General features: G+C 37.5%; 19 protein-coding genes. 3 read left to right on the top strand and 16 right to left on the bottom strand.

The features are described from left to right. Positions 1-51: 51 nt before the first annotated feature. The 3 genes from BXY75_RS15090 to yiaA all read right to left on the bottom strand — a co-directional run bounded on the left by BXY75_RS15090 (position 52) and on the right by yiaA (position 2,455). Positions 52-615: a GDYXXLXY domain-containing protein gene (locus tag BXY75_RS15090; protein ID WP_147437293.1), complete on the bottom strand. Its 564-nt coding sequence runs from the start codon at positions 613-615 to the stop codon at positions 52-54. Beyond that, positions 608-1,885 (bottom strand): DUF2157 domain-containing protein, encoded by a 1,278-nt coding sequence (locus BXY75_RS15095; RefSeq protein ID WP_121908606.1) that lies wholly within the window; start codon positions 1,883-1,885, stop codon positions 608-610. Before BXY75_RS15095 ends, BXY75_RS15090 begins: the two co-directional genes overlap by 8 nt. 90 nt (positions 1,886-1,975) lie before the next feature. After that, entirely contained in the window at positions 1,976-2,455 is a 480-nt protein-coding gene (yiaA, locus tag BXY75_RS15100) for an inner membrane protein YiaA (protein ID WP_121908607.1), read from the bottom strand. Positions 2,456-2,619: 164 nt separating this feature from the next. On the opposite strand from yiaA, the gene BXY75_RS15105 reads away from it, so the two are divergent. Next, positions 2,620-4,083: a hypothetical protein gene (locus tag BXY75_RS15105; protein ID WP_121908608.1), complete on the top strand. Its 1,464-nt coding sequence runs from the start codon at positions 2,620-2,622 to the stop codon at positions 4,081-4,083. 119 nt (positions 4,084-4,202) lie between these two features. On the opposite strand, the gene BXY75_RS15110 is transcribed toward BXY75_RS15105, so the two are convergent. Further along, positions 4,203-5,525, bottom strand: coding sequence for a prenyltransferase/squalene oxidase repeat-containing protein (locus BXY75_RS15110; RefSeq protein ID WP_121908609.1), 1,323 nt, complete (start codon positions 5,523-5,525; stop codon positions 4,203-4,205). A 176-nt stretch (positions 5,526-5,701) separates the two neighbouring features. Here BXY75_RS15110 and BXY75_RS15115 point away from each other — a divergent pair, with 176 nt between their 5' ends. Continuing rightward, positions 5,702-6,961 carry a fibronectin type III domain-containing protein gene (locus tag BXY75_RS15115; RefSeq protein ID WP_121908610.1) on the top strand — a complete coding sequence of 420 codons (1,260 nt, stop codon included), beginning with the start codon at positions 5,702-5,704 and terminating at the stop codon, positions 6,959-6,961. Between the two features lie 16 nt (positions 6,962-6,977). Here BXY75_RS15115 and rlmN read toward each other — a convergent pair whose 3' ends face one another. The 12 genes from rlmN to BXY75_RS15175 form a co-directional block, all read right to left on the bottom strand. After that, on the bottom strand, positions 6,978-8,018 hold the full coding sequence (rlmN, locus tag BXY75_RS15120) for a 23S rRNA (adenine(2503)-C(2))-methyltransferase RlmN (RefSeq protein WP_121908611.1): 1,041 nt from the start codon (positions 8,016-8,018) through the stop codon (positions 6,978-6,980). A 68-nt stretch (positions 8,019-8,086) separates the two neighbouring features. Next, a complete protein-coding gene (locus tag BXY75_RS15125) occupies positions 8,087-9,742 on the bottom strand; it encodes a T9SS type A sorting domain-containing protein (RefSeq protein WP_121908612.1) in 1,656 nt (551 codons plus the stop codon). A 131-nt stretch (positions 9,743-9,873) separates the two neighbouring features. After that, positions 9,874-10,923, bottom strand: a complete 1,050-nt coding sequence (gene queA / locus BXY75_RS15130) for a tRNA preQ1(34) S-adenosylmethionine ribosyltransferase-isomerase QueA (protein WP_121908723.1) — start codon at positions 10,921-10,923, stop codon at positions 9,874-9,876. 167 nt (positions 10,924-11,090) lie between these two features. Beyond that, complete coding sequence (locus BXY75_RS15135; RefSeq protein ID WP_121908613.1) at positions 11,091-12,362, bottom strand: 3-phosphoshikimate 1-carboxyvinyltransferase; 1,272 nt, start codon at positions 12,360-12,362, stop codon at positions 11,091-11,093. Then, on the bottom strand, positions 12,359-12,601 hold the full coding sequence (locus tag BXY75_RS15140; protein ID WP_121908614.1) for a hypothetical protein: 243 nt from the start codon (positions 12,599-12,601) through the stop codon (positions 12,359-12,361). The genes BXY75_RS15135 and BXY75_RS15140 overlap by 4 nt, the downstream gene beginning before the upstream one ends. Beyond that, positions 12,601-12,927, bottom strand: coding sequence for a nucleotide pyrophosphohydrolase (locus BXY75_RS15145; RefSeq protein WP_121908615.1), 327 nt, complete (start codon positions 12,925-12,927; stop codon positions 12,601-12,603). The genes BXY75_RS15140 and BXY75_RS15145 overlap by 1 nt, the downstream gene beginning before the upstream one ends. 3 nt (positions 12,928-12,930) lie before the next feature. Next, positions 12,931-14,961: a transglutaminase domain-containing protein gene (locus BXY75_RS15150; protein ID WP_121908616.1), complete on the bottom strand. Its 2,031-nt coding sequence runs from the start codon at positions 14,959-14,961 to the stop codon at positions 12,931-12,933. Between the two features lie 11 nt (positions 14,962-14,972). Continuing rightward, positions 14,973-16,877, bottom strand: coding sequence for a DUF3857 domain-containing protein (locus tag BXY75_RS15155; protein WP_121908617.1), 1,905 nt, complete (start codon positions 16,875-16,877; stop codon positions 14,973-14,975). Positions 16,878-16,944: 67 nt separating this feature from the next. Next, complete coding sequence (gene dtd / locus BXY75_RS15160) at positions 16,945-17,397, bottom strand: D-aminoacyl-tRNA deacylase (RefSeq protein WP_121908618.1); 453 nt, start codon at positions 17,395-17,397, stop codon at positions 16,945-16,947. Between the two features lie 48 nt (positions 17,398-17,445). Continuing rightward, a complete protein-coding gene (gene rsgA, locus BXY75_RS15165; protein WP_121908619.1) occupies positions 17,446-18,399 on the bottom strand; it encodes a ribosome small subunit-dependent GTPase A in 954 nt (317 codons plus the stop codon). A 76-nt stretch (positions 18,400-18,475) separates the two neighbouring features. Further along, entirely contained in the window at positions 18,476-19,558 is a 1,083-nt protein-coding gene (locus BXY75_RS15170; protein ID WP_121908620.1) for a bifunctional 3-deoxy-7-phosphoheptulonate synthase/chorismate mutase type II, read from the bottom strand. Beyond that, on the bottom strand, positions 19,545-20,414 hold the full coding sequence (locus BXY75_RS15175) for a prephenate dehydratase (RefSeq protein ID WP_121908621.1): 870 nt from the start codon (positions 20,412-20,414) through the stop codon (positions 19,545-19,547). Before BXY75_RS15175 ends, BXY75_RS15170 begins: the two co-directional genes overlap by 14 nt. A gap of 326 nt (positions 20,415-20,740) precedes the next feature. Here BXY75_RS15175 and gldA point away from each other — a divergent pair, with 326 nt between their 5' ends. Beyond that, positions 20,741-21,637, top strand: coding sequence for a gliding motility-associated ABC transporter ATP-binding subunit GldA (gldA, locus tag BXY75_RS15180; RefSeq protein WP_121908622.1), 897 nt, complete (start codon positions 20,741-20,743; stop codon positions 21,635-21,637). Positions 21,638-21,639: the final 2 nt, after the last annotated feature.

Below are 21,639 nucleotides of genomic sequence, written 5' to 3' on the forward strand. Positions count from 1 at the left end.
AACGTTTCCATCATCAAAACAAAAAAGAAGGAAGTTATGACTTCCTCCTTTTTATTCTTCTTCAGCGGGCAAATCCTTTACAGAAATTTCTCCAATGTAGACATTGTCTAAAACAGCAACATTATCCAAAATATAGACCTTTGCATAGCATTCCGGCCCAATTGAATCTCTATTTCTTATTGCGTTTCGAACAGATACTTCAGCATTATACGCTTTGGTTTCTTCCATATAGTAACGGTTAAAAGGTAGAAAAAAGTGAACTTCCCCATTGTACCAACCCGCATTATCAGCTACAACGTAATCGCCTTTGTCATTCAAAATCTTCGGACTTACCTGTGATATTTCTGCAAATCCATTATCGTCTGTTTTTAAATAAACGTACACTTTCTGTGAATCCCCCCAAATAGAATCTGTACTTTCTGCCGAGTTCATTTCGTAACTAAGGGTAATATACTTTCCTCTAAACGGATCGGACGGATCAATAGGGCGCGTTTTAAAATTATAAGACGTGCCTTTTCTTAATGCCTCTTCTTGTTCAAAGATCATTATACCGGGAACAAACCACTGGGCTCCAACCATGAGTACAAAGCCTATAACTATATAAATCTTACTCATCTTTTTTAATTTTTTGTAATTGTTTTCTATACATGAAATAGTTTGTCGCAAAAAACCCGGCTCCTATTGCAACAAAAAGCAAACCCCTAATCACAAAGGAGATATCGGTATCAAAAAATCTACAGCTTATAAGCACGGTAATAATTAACAAGCCATAGTTTAGAATACTGTACATCCCTTTAATTGAACCAATACGCACGGCAAATATACCAAGTGCAAACACTAGAATATTAACCAAAATAGCGGGTATTTCAGGCGCAATGAAATTGATTAGAAAAATAATTCCGAAGCCAAAAAAAGCATATTGAAACAGGTTAAATTCCTTAATTTTCTTTTTTCTGAATAGAAACCCTAAGACTCCCAAGATGGCCACAAAAAATAGTGAGGAAATGAGAATGTCCTGATTTTCATATCTCGAGAAATCAAATTCTTCCCATACTCCTCTGAAACTGGCAATTAGCAGAACTATTATGGTTCCTAAGGACCCCAACAACAAATAACCATTGGTACGGAGTTTGGTTGATTCAAAGAATGGCAGCTTACCAAGATTATAAAAAAGTCCGAAGAGCATTATATATAATAGTAATCCCATACTTTCAATATCTCCAACAAAGGCACCTAATGAAATTAAAATACTCATTGGCATTAGCCAGTTAAAAACACCTGTAATATTAGCTTTAGGCTCTGCTTTCAATAATCCAAAATAATGCGGTAGCATCCAGAGTAACATAGCGAGATACCACCACGGTTTATCCTCGTTGAAATATCCCACATTGCAAGCATACACTGTGATGAATAGCATAAACAACATAGCCGCTGCATTCGATCTTAGTAAATAGATAAGAGGCGCTGCTAAAATGATCCAGCTTAACAGGAAGTCGGGCATGGACCCCGGAATGTTATAAATCTGACTAACTAGTGAAATACTGGCTCCAATTGCAAAAAACAATAATGTCGCAGCGGTTTCTTTCCATGCACTGCTCTTCTTTTTTATGAGAACAAATGCTGATAATGCCTGTGCTACTACTAAGGGAATAAAAGCCCAAATAGTTTTTACTGATCGTGAAAAATCATCCCAGTTATGAGCCAGGATCAAGATTATCCCGAGGCCAACCAACAAAGAGCCTAATACGCCAAAAATTGTAAACAGTCGGTTCGGGCTATCACTTTTTTTATGGGTATAATATTGCGATATATTCGATGAGACCTCGCTTGAAATTACATTGGCTTCCACCAATTCGTCAAGGTCTTTTTCCAGTTTTGAGTTCATACCTCTTAAATTTAAATGCGATTAACTAGTGTGTGGAATAAAATCCGGCCGTGCTAAAATTCATATATTATAACACAGCCGGTTTTCATTTTATTTTTCTTTATCGTCCAACCATTTAATATCTCTAATATTCTTCTGGACGGCGATTACTCCGAAAAGTGCAAGTGCAAAGGACATTCCATAAAACCCTTTTTCACTAAGTTCGATGTCGGCATTCCATAGCCCAATAATGAGCAATATTAGCGATGCAATGGTTGTAAACCAACAAATCCCGTAATACACATCGGTTACAGGAATCCCTTCCTGTCGATCACGAACACTCTTCTGTACCGAAACTACCGAAAAAAGTCCGAATAGCAATATGGTAAAATAGTACCCCTTCTCATTTAATTCCATCCCCACATTCCATAGCCCAATGCAATACGAAACCATCCCAATAAAAAGGGCAGCCCATGATGCCGAAATAAAGGCAGGTGTAGGTCTGCAATTAAATACTTTTTCTTTCTTTTTTACTTCTTCCGTTAAAGGTGAGTTTACCGGTTTCTTCTCTTTTAAAAATTGATTTTCCATTTTTCTTAAGTTTTGATGATTCTTAATTTATGTTGAAACAAAGATGCTTCACTTCGGAAGCTTACGAAATGCTATTTTTTTAAATTACTTACGTTTAAAAATTTAATAAATATTAAAATATTGCTTTATTAATAGTATTTTTGAATATAATTACTTACGATATAATGAAAGGAATTAAAGCTATTATTTCTACTTTTTCTGAAGAAGACAAGAGAGAATTCCTATTATATCTTCAAAACAAGAACCGAAGAGGTGATACAAAAAATGTAAAGCTCTTCAAACTTATCGATAGCGAGAAAACCACGGATCTGGAGCAAGCACTCTACAGTAAGTCCTCTAAAAATGCCTTTCATGCGCTCTGTAAAAGACTTCAGGATAGTCTTACAGAATTCATTGCGACCAAGAGCTTTTCCGAAGAAAGCGGAGAAGAAATGGAAATTCTAAAATTACTATTGGCTTCACGTATCCTCTTTGAACATAAACAATACAAACTCGCCTTCAAGATTCTCTTCAAAGCAGAACAAATTGCCTTATCACTTGACGTTTATGCCATATTGAATGAAATATATCACACTATGATTCAGTATGCACACGTACATCCTGAGCTTTCACTAACGTCTGTCTTTCAAAAATCTCGTGAGAATACACTGCATTTTCAGTCGGAACAACAATTAAACATGGCTTATGCAACAATAAAATCGGCTTTAAAAGATGCTACAGCACTATCGGTAAGTGAGATCATTGAAGGTGCATTTTCAGAATTTGATATTGTTGTTTCTCAATCCCTCACCTATAAATCGCTCTTCCAGCTCATGAATATTACTGCCGCTGCCGCGAGTCTTCAGAGTAATTATTACACTATTTCAGGCTTTATGCTTCAGATGTATGAAATCATTTCAGCAAAACAATCGAAGATAAAAACCGATAAACACCTATATTATCAAATTGAGATTCTTCATATGATGGCAATGACGCATTTCAGAAATAAAAATTTCAAAGCAAGCCAGGTTTTTTCAGAAAAAATGGAAGAAGAAATGCTAAAGAAAAACGGCATCTATTATAAGCGTTTTCATGTGAAACTCATTCTTACTAAAGCATTTGGCTATAATTACACTGGCCGACCTTCCGAAGCGATTCAAGTTCTAAATTCCTACGAACGTCATTCCCCAGAAATTGAATTGACGCTACTTATGTGTTACTTTCAACAGCTTCAATTCGACGAAGCATACTCCCTTCTAAAAAAAATGCAGCATAGCGATATTTGGTATGAGAAAAAACAAGGTTGGATTTGGGTCCTGGAGAAAGCCATTATTGAAATCTTACTGTTAATTGAACTGGACAGACTGGATCTGGTGCTCTCAAGACTTCAAAGCTTCAAGAAAAAATTTACGAAACGATTAAAAAAAGCGGGCGAAACCCGTGTCCTCAAATTTATACAACTGGTGAGTCTCTATTATGAAAATCCTATGGAAGTCACTTCGGAAGCCTTTAAAAACAAAGTAGAGGGCTCGTTCGAATGGATTGGGAAAGAAAGGGAAGACATCTTCGTAATGAGTTTTTATGCCTGGCTGAAGAGTAAAATGGAACAGACAAATCTTTATGAAACTACATTGAAATTGGCAAATTAAAAAACACCACTCTTAACTTTCCCCTCCCGAACCATTCGGGACTGGCATTTAGGGTGCAATACTGTGATTGCAGTAAAGAGCGGTGTTTCCACCAACCTAACAATAAATTATTTCGAGTTCTAAGCTCCGACTTTTCGCAAGAACTCAATATCATTTTCAACTGTAAGCAGCAATAAACTTGTGGCTGTACAAAACACAGGACTTGTAATACAGTGATGTCCATTCCAGCTACCATCGCCATTCTGAATCTTCAAAATACGTCCGCTCATATCGTCGTACCATTTTTTCCAATCTTTATCTTTATTGACCACCAATGATTCTCCTGTTTGTAAGAAACTTAAAAACTCTTCTCCTCCATTATTACCAAAGCCATTTAATACATCGGTTCGCTGTGCCGTTTGCTTTGCCGATTGATATACATTATAAGAAGCACCATAGGCAATCGCTTCTTCTTCAGAATAACCTGCTTTTTCCAGATTAGCAACCGTTACTGGTGCATCTTTTTGCAATTTTCCTTCACTTTTCGCCTTATTTACAGCTTCCTCTGCCTTTCTTGCCTCCTTCGCGCTTGCACGAACGCTTCCGCTCACGGCGTACAACATTACTCCCGCGCCATCTTCGGTACTTACGTCCCCTGTTTTGTCATCATAATTGCTTTTTTGATAGTTACGTGCACGTTTTAAAACCTCATCGTTTACCTCAGCGCCCACGGCTTGTGCAGATTCTAAGGCGCTATTTGCAAGACCACTCTGCAGTACACCCGCCCATCCGGCACCACCTTGTTTTCCTTCCGCATCGGTACCAGACTGAATCTTGGCAACACAAATATCTAAACAACGTTCAACTCGTTTTTTATCAATCCCTTTAAGTTTACGATCTAATAAATTCGAGAGAAATTGAGCTGTTAATACAGCATCTATATTCTGTCCCAGTTTAGATTGTATTTGCGTACCTCGAACTTCTGTGATATAAGGACTGTCTTTAGCAGCGCCTTCCACAGTCTCGAGCAGATAAGAAACGGCATCTTTTAAATTTTTTGAATAAAGACCTTTTTGTAAGGTGTTCCCACTTCTAAGGAAAGCCGTTGCTACCATAGCTGTAGTTGCAGGGTCTGCTTTTACGCTGTGAGGGTCTTTTATATGTTGGGCGCTATGAGAACCGGCACCATAACCACCATTGACCAATTGAGCGTCTCTGAGCCATGCGAGTCCGTCACGAACCGAGAGTTGTAAATTTTCGTCTGTTTTATAGACATTAAAATCGGATGAGGATTGTTCACCCATCACCGTCATAAATACACAACCATCATCTGGTTGCAAGTTTCGTTGTACCATCGCACTATCGTAAGATCGATTTTTCAATGTGCCTTCTGAAGTAAATACGGTAAGTAGCGCACCGATAATTAGTAGTGGTAATCCCAATAACATCAATTTCGTTTTCATAGCCTTATATTTAAAGTTTGAATCGAAACTAGTACAAACGATGGGGGATTAAAACCATCCTTGAGTAAAGTGTCAGTTTGAATGAGTGAAATGATCCTTGCAAAGAGTTTGGAATTTAACGTCCTACATAATTTTAATTCAAAATCAATTTTCTATTTTTGAGCAAAACACCGAGAATGAAAAACGTCTACCTACTTTTATTGGCCGTAATGTTTCTGGTTGGTTGTGGAACCGACGACACCCCTGATCCTCCTTTGGCCGATACTGATAGTCCTTCTGCTCCATTGAATTTATCTGTTTCTGAAATTTCTGAAACTTCCGCAAAATTAGTATGGGCTGCTGCTACCGACAATGTAGGTGTTACAGCATACCGTGTTTATAAAGATGGAGTTATTTCCGAAGCATCCATCAATGCATTAAATATCACCTTGAACAATCTTTCAACAGAAACCGCTTACCAATATCATGTTACTGCTTTAGATGCGGTGGGCAACGAATCTAACGCAAGTAACACAGCGACCTTTTCAACGCTTGCGGCGCCATTAATTTTTGAAAGCAACTTGTCTGCTATGAGTGTGTATGCAGGAAATATGTCTGATCTTGATCCAGCATCCGGTGTACAGCTTTATGAAATCAGTAGTACGTTATTCACAGATTATGCTACCAAGCAACGTTTAATCCGACTTCCGAACGGAGAGAAAATGAGTTTTGACAATTCTGATTTGCTTCCGAAGTTTCCGGACAATACTTTAATTGCAAAGACATTCTTCTACAATATTAATGATCAGGAACCCGCGCAGGGCAAACAGATCATCGAAACTCGGATTTTATTGAAAATTCAGGGAGAATGGCAAGTTGGAAATTACATTTGGAACACTTCACAAACCGATGCTGTTTACAGTGAAAACGGAATTACTACTCCCATTAGCTACATAGATATCGACGGAACGACGCAGAATGTAAATTATATGATCCCTTCAAAACAGGATTGTTTTACGTGCCATAACAATAACGACGTTACATTTCCAATAGGCATGAAACTAAGAAATATGAACTTTACACCTAGTTATGTGAGTCAGAATCAACTGGCATTTTTCACGACAAATGGTTTACTTGAAGGAGCAGATCCAGCAAGTATTTCTGTGCTTCCGGATTGGACCGATGCGAGTTTAGACATTTTACAACGCGGAAGAGCTTATATCGATATTAACTGTGCTCACTGTCATCAACCTGGTGGTCCGGTAGTTAATTTCGGTTTGGACTTTCGATTGGAAACGATTTTCGAAGATTCAGGAATCTATGCAAATCGTGGAGAAATTGAAACAAGAATTCAAAGTAATACTCCCACTTATCGTATGCCCCAGTTGGGTAGAACTATAGTGCATGAAGAAGCTGTAACTATGTTATTGGAGTATCTTCAGGAAATTGAAGACTAAATAAATCACTTACTTGTTAAGATTTGTTTGCCAATTGACCACAGGCCGCATCTATGTCTTTTCCACGACTTCTACGCACTGTCACCGGAATTTTATAGCGCTCCAAAGTATTGATATAAGCATCTATTGCGGTATTTGGAGCCTGCTGAAATTCTCCGTCGTCAATAGGGTTGTATTCAATTATATTTACCTTACAAGGAATGTATTTGCAGAAAGTCACCAAGGCTTCAATCGCTTCGGTAGTATCGTTAATTCCATCCCACACTATATATTCGTAAGTGACCTTACGATTTGTTTTTTCGTACCAATATTCTAATGACTCTTTGAGATCGGTTAATGTAAAACTTTTAGCAAAAGGCATGATCTGCTCTCTCGTTGCTTGTATTGCAGAATGCAAGGATACAGCCAGATGAAATTTCACTCCATCATCGGCCAGTTTTTTGATCATTTTAGGCACTCCTGAAGTCGAAACAGTAATCCGCTTTGGCGACATGCCCAGCCCTTCTTCCGAAGTTATCTTCTCAATGGATTCAAGTACATTTTTATAGTTCATCAAGGGTTCTCCCATCCCCATAAAAACAATATTGGAAAGGGGCTTGTCATGATACAATCTGCTTTCCTGATCGATTGCGACCACCTGATCGTAAATCTCATCTGGATTAAGGTTTCTCATGCGTTTCAATCGGGACGTTGCACAAAATTTGCAATCCAAGCTACACCCTACTTGCGATGAAACACAGGCTGTCGTTCTTTTTTTCGTCGGAATTAGCACCGATTCCACAATAAGTCCGTCGTGTAATTTCACGGCATTCTTAACAGTACCGTCGCTACTCCTCTGAAGGCTATCTACTTTAATATGATTAATCACATAATGAGCCTCAAGATGGGCTCTGGTCTCTTTTGAAATATTGGTCATATCTTCAAATTTATGAATACCTTTATTCCAAAGCCATTCATACACCTGATTGCCTCGAAAGGGCTTGTCACCAATACTTTCGAAAAAAGCACGAAGCTCTTCTTTTGAAAGGGATCTAATATCTTTTTTTTCTGAAGTCATTATGCTGCAAAAATACAGAATAAATATAGAAGTGTGTTGAATCGAAAAGGAAGCTTTAAATAAGATTTTTAACGCTCTACCACAATCTTTTTAGTAATACTCGATTTGGATTCGTCGTCGACCAGATATAAGAAGTATACTCCTTCTGCGAAACTTTCGACTGAAATAGTATTCATAGTGTTGGACACTGAACCATCCATCAATTTTTGACCTACAAGATTAAATAAACTATATGAAAGATGAGGATACCTACTGTTAATCACTGTGATCTCTGTAGAAGCCGGATTAGGATATATTTCCAGTTTTCCGATTTCATCAAACTCTTGCGTGTTAAGTATATTCTGCAATGTTCCTAAAGTGGTTTGCCCAGAATTTATTGGATCTAACCAATCCCGCAATCTTGTTTCGGGTGTTACTCCCGCATTCCATGATACGCCAAACCTTCCGTAGATATCATAATCATTATTATTTTCAAGTCCGTCACAAAACGACTGCCCAGCATATAACTGACCAATAATTCTTCCATTTTGATCGAACAAGGGTGAACCTGAAGATCCACTTTCGGTCGTTCCTATTTCCCAACCATCACCACTTCCAACAGATACTCCACCAATAAGCCATACTTCTGTACCATTCGCATTATCCTTTACAGCTCCTGAATCATCTCTGCAAATCTTCATTATATCTCCATTTGGATGATGTATCCCAACTTCGAATTCTGGATTTGTATCCGTATGATCCCATCCGCCAAAAGAAATATCCCACGAAGATGGTATATCATTATTCATAACAACCAGCGCAAAATCACTTAATTCATTATTCGCAAGTAGCGTTGAACCACTCATAGTGAAATTGCTCTGTAGATCCGCACTTGGTTCCCCAGTAGCGCATTCCGGACTTGGGCTCATCCAATTAAAACGAACCGTCCACAATGACGGATCACTATTATCAAGACAGTGATTTGCAGTTAAAAGAAAAGGTGTTTTATCCTGATTTGTATTATTAACAAGTGCAGCCGAACATAAATAGCCATTACCTAGTGTGAGCAGCGCAACTGTTTTTTTGACGATATCTTTCTTAGAGTCGAAGTCATCTCCAATAGGACAATTTACATCATAATTGCAAGCCCCCGCATCGTTCATTCCTTTTTGTCCACCCACCAAATCCTGTACTCTACCCAATCGATAACCATGAATAATGCTTCCAATTTGCAAACTGGCGCTCGCTGTAACATACTCGGGTTCAAAATACTCGATATAGATTAAATCACCGTTAATATACCAGGATCCAATGTTACTGGAAACACTATTTTGAGCGTGTGAGAAAATTCTGGACACATCACTTCTATCGGCATTGTACATTTGCAGCCTGGCGCCTTCCGGTAAGTTGAAATCCTCAAAGTTGATACTTATGTTAATAGCCTCGGGTGATTTCACTGCGACTCTCCAAATACGACCTATATTCGGGATCTCAGACCATTCGCCTGAAGTATTAAGATTGAACACAATTGGGCGTTCAATTCCATATCTCCATGGAAGACTTTTGTCCAAATCATTGATACTATCTTCGCGTATAATAGCTTCTAGCTCTAAAGGAGGTAATTCTATAGGGGCAACATTCCTATTTAGTTGTGTATTCCAGCTCATAGGAGATTCCTCTCTATTCTGTGCGATACAGACGAGACCGGCAAAAAACAATATTGAAAAAAGTAATTTTATTTTCATTTATACTGCACTATAGAATCTAAACAATCATACTAAAATAAGGCTTTAAATTGACATGAAGAAACTATTTGGCGCAAAACAAAAAGTCCCGATTGTACATCGGGACTTATATAGTATGTTTAGTTTCAATTTTATATGATTAACATGGCGTCACCATAGGTATAGAACCTGTATTTTTCTTTGATCGCTTCTGCATATGCCTCTTTGATAAATTCATGCCCGGCAAAGGCAGCCACCATCATTAGCAATGTAGATTTTGGCGTATGAAAATTAGTGACCATAGCATTTGCGATGCTAAAATCGTAAGGTGGAAAAATAAACTTATTCGTCCAACCTGAGTATGCATTTAAAGTATGTCCTGAGGAAACCGAACTTTCCAACGCCCTCATAGCTGTAGTACCTACAGCACAAACACGTTTCTTTCTTTCAATACCTCTATTGATAATTTTTGCAGTTGGCTCATCAATAATCATTTCTTCCGAATCCATTTTATGCTTTGAAAGATCTTCAACCTCAACAGCGCTAAATGTTCCTAAACCAACGTGTAATGTTACTTCAGCAAAATCAACTCCTTTAATTTCAAGGCGTTTCAACAAATGCTTAGAAAAGTGTAATCCGGCAGTAGGAGCAGCAACAGCACCTTCATTTTTAGCAAAAATGGTTTGGTAACGTTCTGCATCTTCCGGCTCTACATCTCTCTTAATATACTTAGGAAGTGGCGTTTCTCCAAGTTCAGTTAATTTACTTCTAAACTCTTCGTAAGAACCGTCAAATAAAAATCTAAGTGTTCTTCCTCTTGACGTTGTATTATCGATCACCTCAGCTACTAAGGTTTCGTCTTCACCAAAATAAAGTTTATTTCCTATTCTAATTTTTCGTGCAGGGTCTACCAACACATCCCAAAGTCTGGTTTCAGAATTTAATTCACGCAATAAAAACACCTCGATTCTCGCTCCAGTTTTCTCCTTATTTCCAAACAATCTTGCAGGGAATACCTTCGTATTATTAAGTACCAACACATCGTCCTCCTCGAAATAATCGATTAGGTCCTTAAACATTTTGTGCTCAATTGTTTTTTCTTTGCGGTTAAGCACCATCAATCTAGACTCGTCCCTGTTATCTGCGGGATATTCTGCCAAAAGCTCTTCCGGCAAGTTAAATTGAAAATTAGAAAGTTTCATTCCCATAGTTCGTGTGTTATATTTGTAAAAGGTGGCAAATATACAATCTCAACATAGGGGTTGTCAAGTAAATGACCATTTATTATTGAAAATACCCTAAGTATTATTAAAATAAGCTCTAATTCCTTGTAAAATCAATACACTCGCTGCTAATTCTGACGCCGTATTTAAACAAATTCTACGGTCAAACCCATTTTCTCCAGATCCTGATAGAAGCTAGGAAACGACTTAGTGACCACCATTGGGTCCTTGATTGCAATGGGAAAAAGCAACGCTAATGGCGCGAAAGCCATAGCCATGCGATGATCCTGATAGGTATTTATGTGTATGTTTTTATCTTTATTTTTTGAAGTTATACTTTTATCGCCGGGATGCAGTTCAATAGATTCTTCATCGATCGAAACTTCCGCACCAAACTTTCGCAATTCCGTCTCCAAGGCTTCCAAGCGATCTGTTTCTTTAATTTTCAAGGTATGAAGTCCGGTTAGCTTACAACCAATCCCCAATCCAAAACAACTTACTGCAATGGTCTGCGCTATATCCGGTGTAGCCGACAGATCTAAAGACAGATAGTCTGGTAATTGGGTTTCGAAGCTTCGCAATGTGATTGATTTTTCTTCTATTCCTTCGGAAGAAGTACTGCTCTTAAAAACAGTCTCTACACCTAACATTTCATAAATATCGACCAATGCGGCATCGCCCTGTAAACTCTTTTCAGAATAACTTGTCAAGGTCACCGAAGCTTTTTTTGATAATGCAATAAAGCTATAGAAATAAGAAGCCGAACTCCAATCGGATTCCACCACAAAAACAGTGTTAGTTTTCTTTCTTCCCGGCTTAATGACAATTTTATTTTCTGAAAAATTTGCTTCCACGCCTAATTGCTTAAGCAGGGAAATGGTCATGTTGATATAGGGGGTTGAAGTTACTTCTCCCTTTAAATCTATAGTTAATCCATTTTTCAAAGAAGGTGCAATAAGGGATAAGGCCGAAATATATTGACTACTTACATTTGCCTTTATAGAGACACTTGAGCCCTTAAGGTTCTTTCCCTTAATTCGCAAAGGCGGAAAACCTTCTTCATTCATATACTCGATATTCGCTCCTAGTTCACGAAGTGCGTCTACCAGTATTTTAACGGGGCGTTGTTGCATTCGCTCACTTCCGGTCAATACAATTTCCGCTCCTTTTTTGGCTGCGAAATAGGCCGTTAAAAATCGCATCGCCGTTCCCGCGTGATGCACATCCACCATTCCTTCATCGATAGAAAGCCCTTGCTTTAATACAACTGTATCGTCACTTTCAGATAAGTTCTGAATTTTAATATCAGGAAATAGAGCCTGTAATAGCAGCAGTCTGTTCGACTCACTTTTGGAACCGGTTACACTTATTTTTTTAGTTGCTTCGGATATGTTTGTGCTTCTTAATAAAGCTTTCATTCTCTTGATTCTTTATCTTTCAGTTTTGCTCTGAATTTTCCGAAGGTCACAAAAAACCCATATGCAAATCCTGCTATTAGGACACCTGCAATAAACCGAATGGGATTCCCTTCAGAAAAAAAAGTACCTGAAAATCCACTTATAGCCCATTTTATAATAGTAAATACAACTGCAAATGCCAGTGCTAATGAGAGCACCGATTTCCAAAAACCTTTATATGAAATAACTTTCTGAAACATTATTTTAATTTTTTATTCTGATGATGACGATCATGGTCGCGCTTTGATTTGGCCTCAAGTTTTGCGTCGAAAGCCTTCTGTAGATCGATTCCTGTCTGATTAGCAAGACACAGCACTACAAAGACTACATCTGCAAGCTCTTCGCCTAAATCCTTGTTCTTATCACTCTCTTTCTCACTTTGCTCCCCATATCGCCTGGCAATAATACGTGCAACTTCTCCTACTTCCTCGGTGAGCTGCGCCATATTAGTGAGTTCATTGAAATAGCGAACACCATGTTCACTTATCCAATGATCTACTGCTAATTGTGCATCTTTTAAGTTCATAATTTAAATTTTTGAAAGTACTACTTTTTCCTTTTCCTTTTCAATAAGCAGTTCAAAAAATTTCTTTAAACTCGCATATTCATCGGCGCCGATAAATGCTTCATTCACGGAATATTCAACAGACAGCTGCAATTTATCTCCATTATTACTTACCGCGTATCTATAATTTAAAGCATTTCGTTCCAAACCGAAACTGGCACTTTCAGGAAGGGTTTCGACCTTGTAACCTTCCGGGATAGTAATGTTAATCATATATCTATCCTTTTTAGGATATTTAAAATCAACAGGATACTTTCGTTCATCTAGCTTAAACGGATTCTCCTCATTACCCATAAATAGTATAGGTGAAAAGTACAATTTATCTCCAATTTTTTCTACTGCATCAAAGGTTTTAAAATCGTATGTTAGATTAACAGGTTGATATAATGTAGTTAAGTTTTCAAAATCTATATTCGACATTTCTGTTTCTCCAGCGTCTTCTTCAAGTGATTTACGTCTCTCTTCTGCATTTGCAAGTTCAAAGTTCGAGCGATATTTTTGTGACAAGTGGCCGGTAAATCGATTTTTCGATGAGCCTGCTGCCGACAAATCTTCAGAAATTACTGCATTCACCAATGTACTTCTCACAGCAGGATTTGTAGGCAAAAGAGAAACCCAGGTTGAACTTCCATCTTCTCTAATAATTCTTCCTTGCCAGTTCAAAAGCTTGGTCTCCAGAATATTTATTTCGTTCTTTTTGTTTGTAGCATCAAAAAGAATAACTTCATTTTCTATTTCAACTCCTGCAATCACAAAATTAAATCCGCTTCTTGTTGGAAAAATAGGTATACCATTCTCCTTTGTACTAACTAGAATAGGGTTGGCATTTAAACCTGCGTAGCGAAACATAGCTGTGAGCATAAGATTAATTTCTGCAGCATTTCCTTTTCCTTCGTTATAAGCAGTTCGAAGACCGTCATTGGCAAAAACACTATTAAATTTATTCCAATTCAACTTATTCTTCACATATTCAAAAATACGAAGCATTTTCTCGCTGTTGTCTGCTGCTCCAGTCAATAATTGATCTATATCATCTTTAAAATACTGAGTTTTATTTAACTGCCCACCAAAAGAATCGGACTTGTAAATTGAAGTCGAAACTGCCTCCCAGGTAGTTGCGTAAGTTTCTAAACCGGCATTCGGAAACTGCACGTACGACAATTCCATTTTAATAGAAGCACTGTAATTATCCAAATTGCCAGAATATGGCTCCTCTTTCATAGCCGGAACATTTTGCATAACTACCTTATAGATATTCTCACGAAACGTAATATTAGAATTCACAACTTTATGTGCTTCCGCCAAATCCTTCACACTTCCTGATCTAGTTCCCAGTTTATGAGAATATGACATGGATCGCTCTCTACCATCGTTTTGGATCTTAAATGGCATCCACCCCTTTTGATGCATTTTATAATTATAGTATTCTGGAGCAGCAAATTTGAAATTTAACTCATTTACAGGAATCGTTTCCTGAAATCTGTATTCATCCAACGAATTTATAAAAGGTGTTTTCTTGGTGTAGCGAAATTCAATTACACAACCCTCTTTTAAATCCGGCATAGTAAATTTCTTTACTTCCCAGTATTCATTGCGTTCCTCATCGAAGATACCGTCTCCTTTAAGTTTCACTTTTTCGACCTTTCCAGACGAATCTAAATAATAAGTATAGGCTTTTAGGTTCTGAATCTCCTCTTCATCTCCTCCACCACCTTGAAATAGGTTTACTTTTTTGGTCGCCCAATCGAAGCCTTCTTTATTGTAAATTTTTATACGTTCAAAAACTTCTTCGACAATAAAAAACCCCCATTGTTGTGATTGTTCAAAACGTGAATCGTACTCTCTGTAAAGTATAGCAGCATTCGCGTCGGGCTCAGTAGGATGTACTTTTTCTTCTAATTCTTCTTTGGAAACTTTTCCGAATTTAAAATTTTGTGATGTCGAAAATTGAACGGCACAAAAAACTAGTAAAAGTGTAAATATTTTATTTTTCATATTCTATTTGATTAGCTGTTCTTTGGGGTTAATAATACTTTAGTTTTATCGGCTTTAGCTATTTTTCTTCGGAAGGATCTATAGGTGTTATAAGCTTCAGGAGGAAAAGTACCTTTATTGATGATTACTGTTCTGCTATACTTAATTAGATTTTCTGAGACTATTTCAAAAGAGATACGATAGCTACCAAATTCGTTTTCCAGCACGATAGCTTCCGGAAGGGAATCCACCGCATAATTTTGAGGAAATTTAATCTCAAAAATATCCACATCCATATAGCTTTCAGAAATAAACAACTCTTGCTTTCTATTTGAAATCCGCGGAGGTATATATTGATTCTGATTAAAAACATTTGGGCAAAATAGCAAATCGTCACCCATCGAAGTTGCGTAGTTGGTAGCTTTAACTTTCACTTCTTCTGTGAAAACAATGTTTGTACGATCGTTAACAATAGTAGTGTTTTCAATATTTAGCCCATTTACATAACTCCATCTTCTCTTGTATGAAACGTCAAGTTCATCGACAGTTTCTTTTTCCAGGGAATATTTATCTTCATACTGAAGCCCCTTAGATACTACCTTTATTGTCGCATTGATACTTCCATCGGTATTCAAACTAATATTTCCTGAATTTTCCTGTAAGCTCTCGGCAGCTTCATATTTTTTGGTATGAACTATCTTACCGCCTTCCGGAGTAATTATTAACACATCTCTATCGTCGATATGATTACCTCCAAAACCAAATGGCGTATCCTGACTTGTACATTCTAACCAAATGATATCGTCTCCTTCAGGAATACCTAGGATGGCATGATCTCCCTGAATAGAAGAAAAATCCTTAGTTATATCCATTTCTTGTTCTCCAGTATACAAAATCGTATAGTAAGAAGGGACACCTACTACTTCGAGTAATGCTCTTGTGTAATTTGAAAGCGCTTTACAATCTCCGTAGCTCAATTGATCCACTTCCGAAGCAAGCATAGGTTTCCAGCCCCCAATGCCAATTTGAACACTGATATAACGCACCTTTTCTTGTAAATACTGATACACCTTCCTTGCCTTTCCAATATTGGTGGTTTCCCCCTCCACCAGATTCTTGATTTTAGCAACAGTTCCTGGAGGTAACTCATTAACATCAGACAAAAGACTCTGTTGCATCCAATTCCCAAATTCCTTCCAATCTTTTGCGTATCCTAACACCCCTTTTAAGTAGAATTTGTTGAGAGAAAATTTTGCAATTGGAGCAATATTACTGAAAGACTTGCTGTGGTCTTCATACTGGATGGCGGGAATATTTTCCGCTTCAAACACAAATTGATTCGGACTTTCAGTTATCGATATATTATATCCTTCAAAGTTTTTAGCCATATATCTTGGCTTATTTGCAGGATCAAAGCTTAGTTTAAACACACTTTTTTTTGTGCTGGTAGCATAATTAGCTGCTGGTTTCCACCATTCAATGAAAGCAGTATTTGAAGTTTCAATTTTCGAGTTGAACACCAACGTATAAGGATAAGATGAAGGCGTATAATCCAGATATAAAGCACGTGACTCACTGTATAATGTAGATCCATCAACGGCACTTACATCGTGGAAATCTTTTTTTCTGAAATGTTCGATTTCTTTTCCGAAGGCATCATAAACATAAACATTGGCAGCGCTTATTTTGGTGAAATTATCATAGTATAAAACCGTATCTGTATGAAAATCACCTCTTTTATTCAATACCGAAACCTCCCTATGCGAAGTGACAACCATTTTTCCGTCTTTAGAAACATCCACATCAATGAGTTCGTACAACAAGACACTATTTGCTTGTTTCGATAAATTCACTGGTATAGATGCAACCGAAAAATCTGATTGTGAGTAGGTTATAGCGCTTGTAAATAACAGCACCAGCATTGTAATTCTTTGCATAAGTATATTTTGGAGCGGGAGAATTTCGTGCCACAATATAATAAGATAAATTAATCTACAAAAAATATTATTCCCGGCTTTGAGAATCGATTGAAATGGTCACAGGTCCGTCATTAATTAACGCCACATCCATCATGGCACCAAACTCACCTGTTTGCACCTTTTTACACATTTCCTTTTCTAATTGTTGCACAAAAGATTGGTACAGCGGAATCGCAATTTCCGGTCTTGCCGCTTTAATAAATGAAGGCCGATTACCCTTTTTTGTACTCGCATGCAAAGTAAATTGGCTTACAACTATAGCATCACCATCGCAATCTAATATCGAATTGTTCATGGCATCATTTTCATCTCCAAAGACCCGCAGTTTTGATATTTTCGCGGCAAGCCATTCGACATCCAATTGACTGTCTGAAGGCTCAATCCCCAAAAGAATAAGAAATCCCTTACCTATCGAAGACACAATTTTGCCATCAATAGTAACCGAGGCTTCCTTAACTCTTTGCAGTACAACTCTCATGGTTTTATTTTTTACTTCGGAAGTGGACGAAGGTGGTCACAATAGTGCTTATTCATTATTGTAAATATCCTTGCGATAATGATCTTCTTCACCTTCAATCATCTGAAGGTAACTCTTATACCGGGACCAGGCAATTTCCTCATGTTCCAACGCTTCCTTTATAGCGCAATTCGGTTCTTCCAAATGCAGACAATTATTAAATTTGCAATGTTCTTTCAGCTCGAAGAATTCAGGAAAATAACCTCCTAACTCTTCTTTATCAATTTCTACAATTCCGAAGCCCTTAATTCCCGGGGTATCGATGATTTGTGCTCCGAAAGAAAGGTCATACATTTCGGCAAAGGTAGTGGTATGCTGCCCTTGCATGTGCTGATCTGATATTTCGGTAGTTTTTATATTAAGATCAGACTCAATGGTATTTACCAAGGTCGATTTTCCAACACCACTGTGACCGGAAAACATACTTACCTTGTCTTTCATCATTTCCTTCACTTTCTCGATATTCTTTCCGGTAATGGCTGAAATTCCAATACATTCATAACCTATTTCACGATATAAGGCTGCCAAAAACTTTATTTCCAGTAACTCTTCTTCGTTATAAGTGTCAATTTTGTTGAATAACAGTACCGCCTTTATTTCATAAGCTTCGGCCGTAACCAAAAATCTATCTATAAAAGGAGTAAACGTAGGCGGATTGTTTAAAGTAACCAGTAAAAAAGCGATATCGACGTTCGCAGCAATGATGTGCGTTTGCTTTGATAGATTAACAGACTTCCGGATAATATAATTATGTCTTTCCTCAATCTCACTTATAATCCCGATGGTCTCGTCGCCCTTTTTTTCCACTTCAAAATGCACTTTATCCCCTACCGCAACTGGATTGGTGCTTTTTATCCCCTTCATTCTGAACTTCCCCTTTATACGGCATTCAAAAAAAGTACCGTTTTCGGCTTTGACCGTGTACCAGCTTCCAGTAGATTTATAAACTACGCCTTTTTTCATAGCGCAAAATTCTGAAAATTATCTATAACAAGCACTATCCTGAAACAGATTCGCTGAAATATCCTCAAAGGCAAACTCAAGAACTGATAACCCTTTTCTGATGATTGATCGATTCCTGGTGAATGGCTTTATAAATTCGAAGCATAAATTCTTCACTTAATTGATTCTCTTCTCCTTCCAAAATCATTTTACCAAGAATTTCATTCCATCGCTTATTTTGAAGTATGGCAACGTTGTTTCTCTTCTTTAAACTACCAATAGAATCGGCTATCTTCATTCGTTTACCCATCATTTCAACCAATTTATTGTCGATCACATCTATCTGAGTTCTCAACGTATTCAGTTCATTTTTATAAACGGCGGTATCGTCTTCTGCTTTTCTAATTCGAAGATCAACGGTAATCTGGTCAAGAGTCTTTGGTGTAATTTGCTGATTGGCATCACTCCATGCATTATCGGGATCGAAATGAGTTTCGACCATTAAGCCATCATAATTAAGATCTAAAGCTGTTTGACAAAGATCAAAAATAATATCTCTTCTCCCAGCAATATGCGAAGGGTCCAAAATAAGAGGAAGGTCTGGAAAGCGACTTTGAAGATCGATAGGGATCTGCCATTCGGGATTATTACGGTATTTGGTCTTTTCATAGGTCGAAAAACCACGATGAATAACTCCTAGATTTTTCACATTAGCTGTGTAAAAACGTTCTACAGCTCCTAACCATAAAGAAAGATCTGGGTTTACAGGATTCTTAATCAATACAGTTTTATCTGTTCCTTTAAGCGCTTCTGCAATTTCCTGAACAATAAATGGGGAAACCGTAGTACGTGCACCAATCCACAAAATATCCACATCGTGTTTTAATGCAAGATCTACATGATTGGCATTCGCAACTTCAGTGGTAGTTAATAAGCCTGTTTCTTCTTTTGCTTTCTGAAGCCACTTTAATCCTAAGGCACCCACTCCCTCAAAATTTCCCGGACGGGTTCTTGGCTTCCATATTCCGGCTCTCAACACCGTAGTGTCGGTTTCCTTTAACTGATGCGCTATTTTTAAAACTTGCTCTTCGGTTTCGGCACTACACGGACCTGCAATTACCAAAGGATGATCCAATCCAAAAGCGTCTAGCCAGGATCTAAGATTTTTATTGTTTTCCATCTACTGTTTCTTTTATAATTGTGCTAGGTTCGTTTTCAACATTATGCTTGTAAACACCAAGTATTTTAAGCTCTGTTACTGTTTTTTTAAGTAAATCAACTACTTCTGCAAAACGTGAATAATCTTCGAATAATACGTCTACAAAAAACGCATATTGCCAAGGTTTCCCCACGATAGGAAGCGACTGAATTTTCGTTAAATTAATGGAAAATGCTGCAAAACATTGCAGAATATTTGACAAGCTTCCTGCCGAATGTTCCAGTTCAAATTTTAAAGTTGCCTTATTCACATTTTCATCCGGTACTCTAACCTCTTTTCCAATCAACACAAAGCGCGTCTGATTGTCACTCATGTTCTGAATATTACTATCGAGAATCTTCAATCCGAATTTTTCTGCTACTTGTTTTCCGGCAATAGCTGCTACTCCTTTCAAATTTTGCTCTTTTATTGCTTTAGCTTCGGAAGCAGTATCCTTCCCTTCAATTATCTTTAGTTGAGGCGGTAGTTTCCGAAGATAATCCTTGCATTGTAGTAATGCTACAGGATGAGAATGTACTTCTTCTATATCATAAATAGATTGTCCTTCCAATGCCATTATGTACATCTGAATATTTAAAAACACCTCATCATAAATAACAAGACCGCTGGCATCTATAAGATTATAATTAGGCAAAATGGAACCTGCTATGGTATTCTCAATAGCCAGCACACCAAAATCCGCGCTATAATTTTCAATGCTTTCGGTTACCTGCTCGAAGGTATCACACATAACTAATTCTACATCGGTGTCGGGAAACAACAAACGTGTTGCCATGTCGTGAAATGAACTTTCTATTCCCTGGATCGCAATCTTCATACTTCTCTTTTTTAAAATTCAACAAAAAAAAAGTCCCGGTTAAAAACCGGGACTTTACAAATTAATATTTTTTATTAATTACATAACAATCCCGGGCTTTTCCATAAAATAGAAATACCAAAAATTGAAATATGTACTTAAATGTTTCATGTTTCGTTATGAATAGCTAAAGTAACCAAAACTTTAGAACGACAAAATTTATTTTCAGTTTTTTTAATTTTATAAATAATTCAGTTCTAAAAATGTAAGCATGAATTCATGGTTTTTAAGACGGGTTTTATAAAAGTTTTAGTCGCTATTTTATGTAGTTTTGTTTTTCTCAACATATGTCTATAGAAGTATCAAATATCAGCAAAGTATACGGAACGCAGAAAGCGCTCAACAATGTCTCTTTTAGTATTAAAAAAGGGGAAATCGTTGGCTTTCTGGGGCCTAACGGTGCCGGGAAATCAACTATGATGAAGATACTCACCACTTTTTTAAAGGCTTCGGAAGGAGAAGCGAAGGTGAACAACTATGCTGTTTCAAATGAAGCGCTACAAGTGCAGACCAGCGTAGGTTACCTCCCTGAACACAATCCGTTATACTTAGATATGTATGTTCGCGAATACCTTCAGTTTAACGCAAGCATTTATCATGTAGCTGCTTCTGAAGTTGAAAAGGTAATAGAACAAACCGGCCTTACTTCGGAAGCAAACAAAAAAATTGAACAACTTTCAAAAGGATACAGACAAAGGGTCGGACTTGCAACCGCATTACTCCACGACCCGGATGTACTTATACTTGATGAACCCACTACTGGTCTTGACCCCAACCAACTTATCGAGATTCGGGAATTGATAAAAAACGTTGGTTCCGAAAAAACAGTTTTGCTATCGACCCACATTATGCAAGAGGTGGAAGCGATTTGTGATCGAGTGATCATTATTAATAAAGGTGAGATTGTACTTGACAAAAAATTGGCGGATCTACAGAAAAACAAGCGGCAGATCGTGGAAGTGGAATTCGATTTTCGGGTAGAAGAAGTCGCGCTTCAGAAGATTGAAAAGGTCGATAAAATTGAAAATATTTCAGGGTTTCTGTATCATATCTATTTCGATACTGAAAATGATATGAGAAGTAAGGTATTCGATTTTGCACATGATAATGGCTTAAAGATTCTTCAGCTACATCAGAAAAACACCACGCTCGAAAAGTTGTTTATTGAATTAACTTCAAAATAACC

It is taken from the genome of Ulvibacter antarcticus, assembly GCF_003688405.1.
GTDB lineage: Bacteria > Bacteroidota > Bacteroidia > Flavobacteriales > Flavobacteriaceae > Ulvibacter > Ulvibacter antarcticus.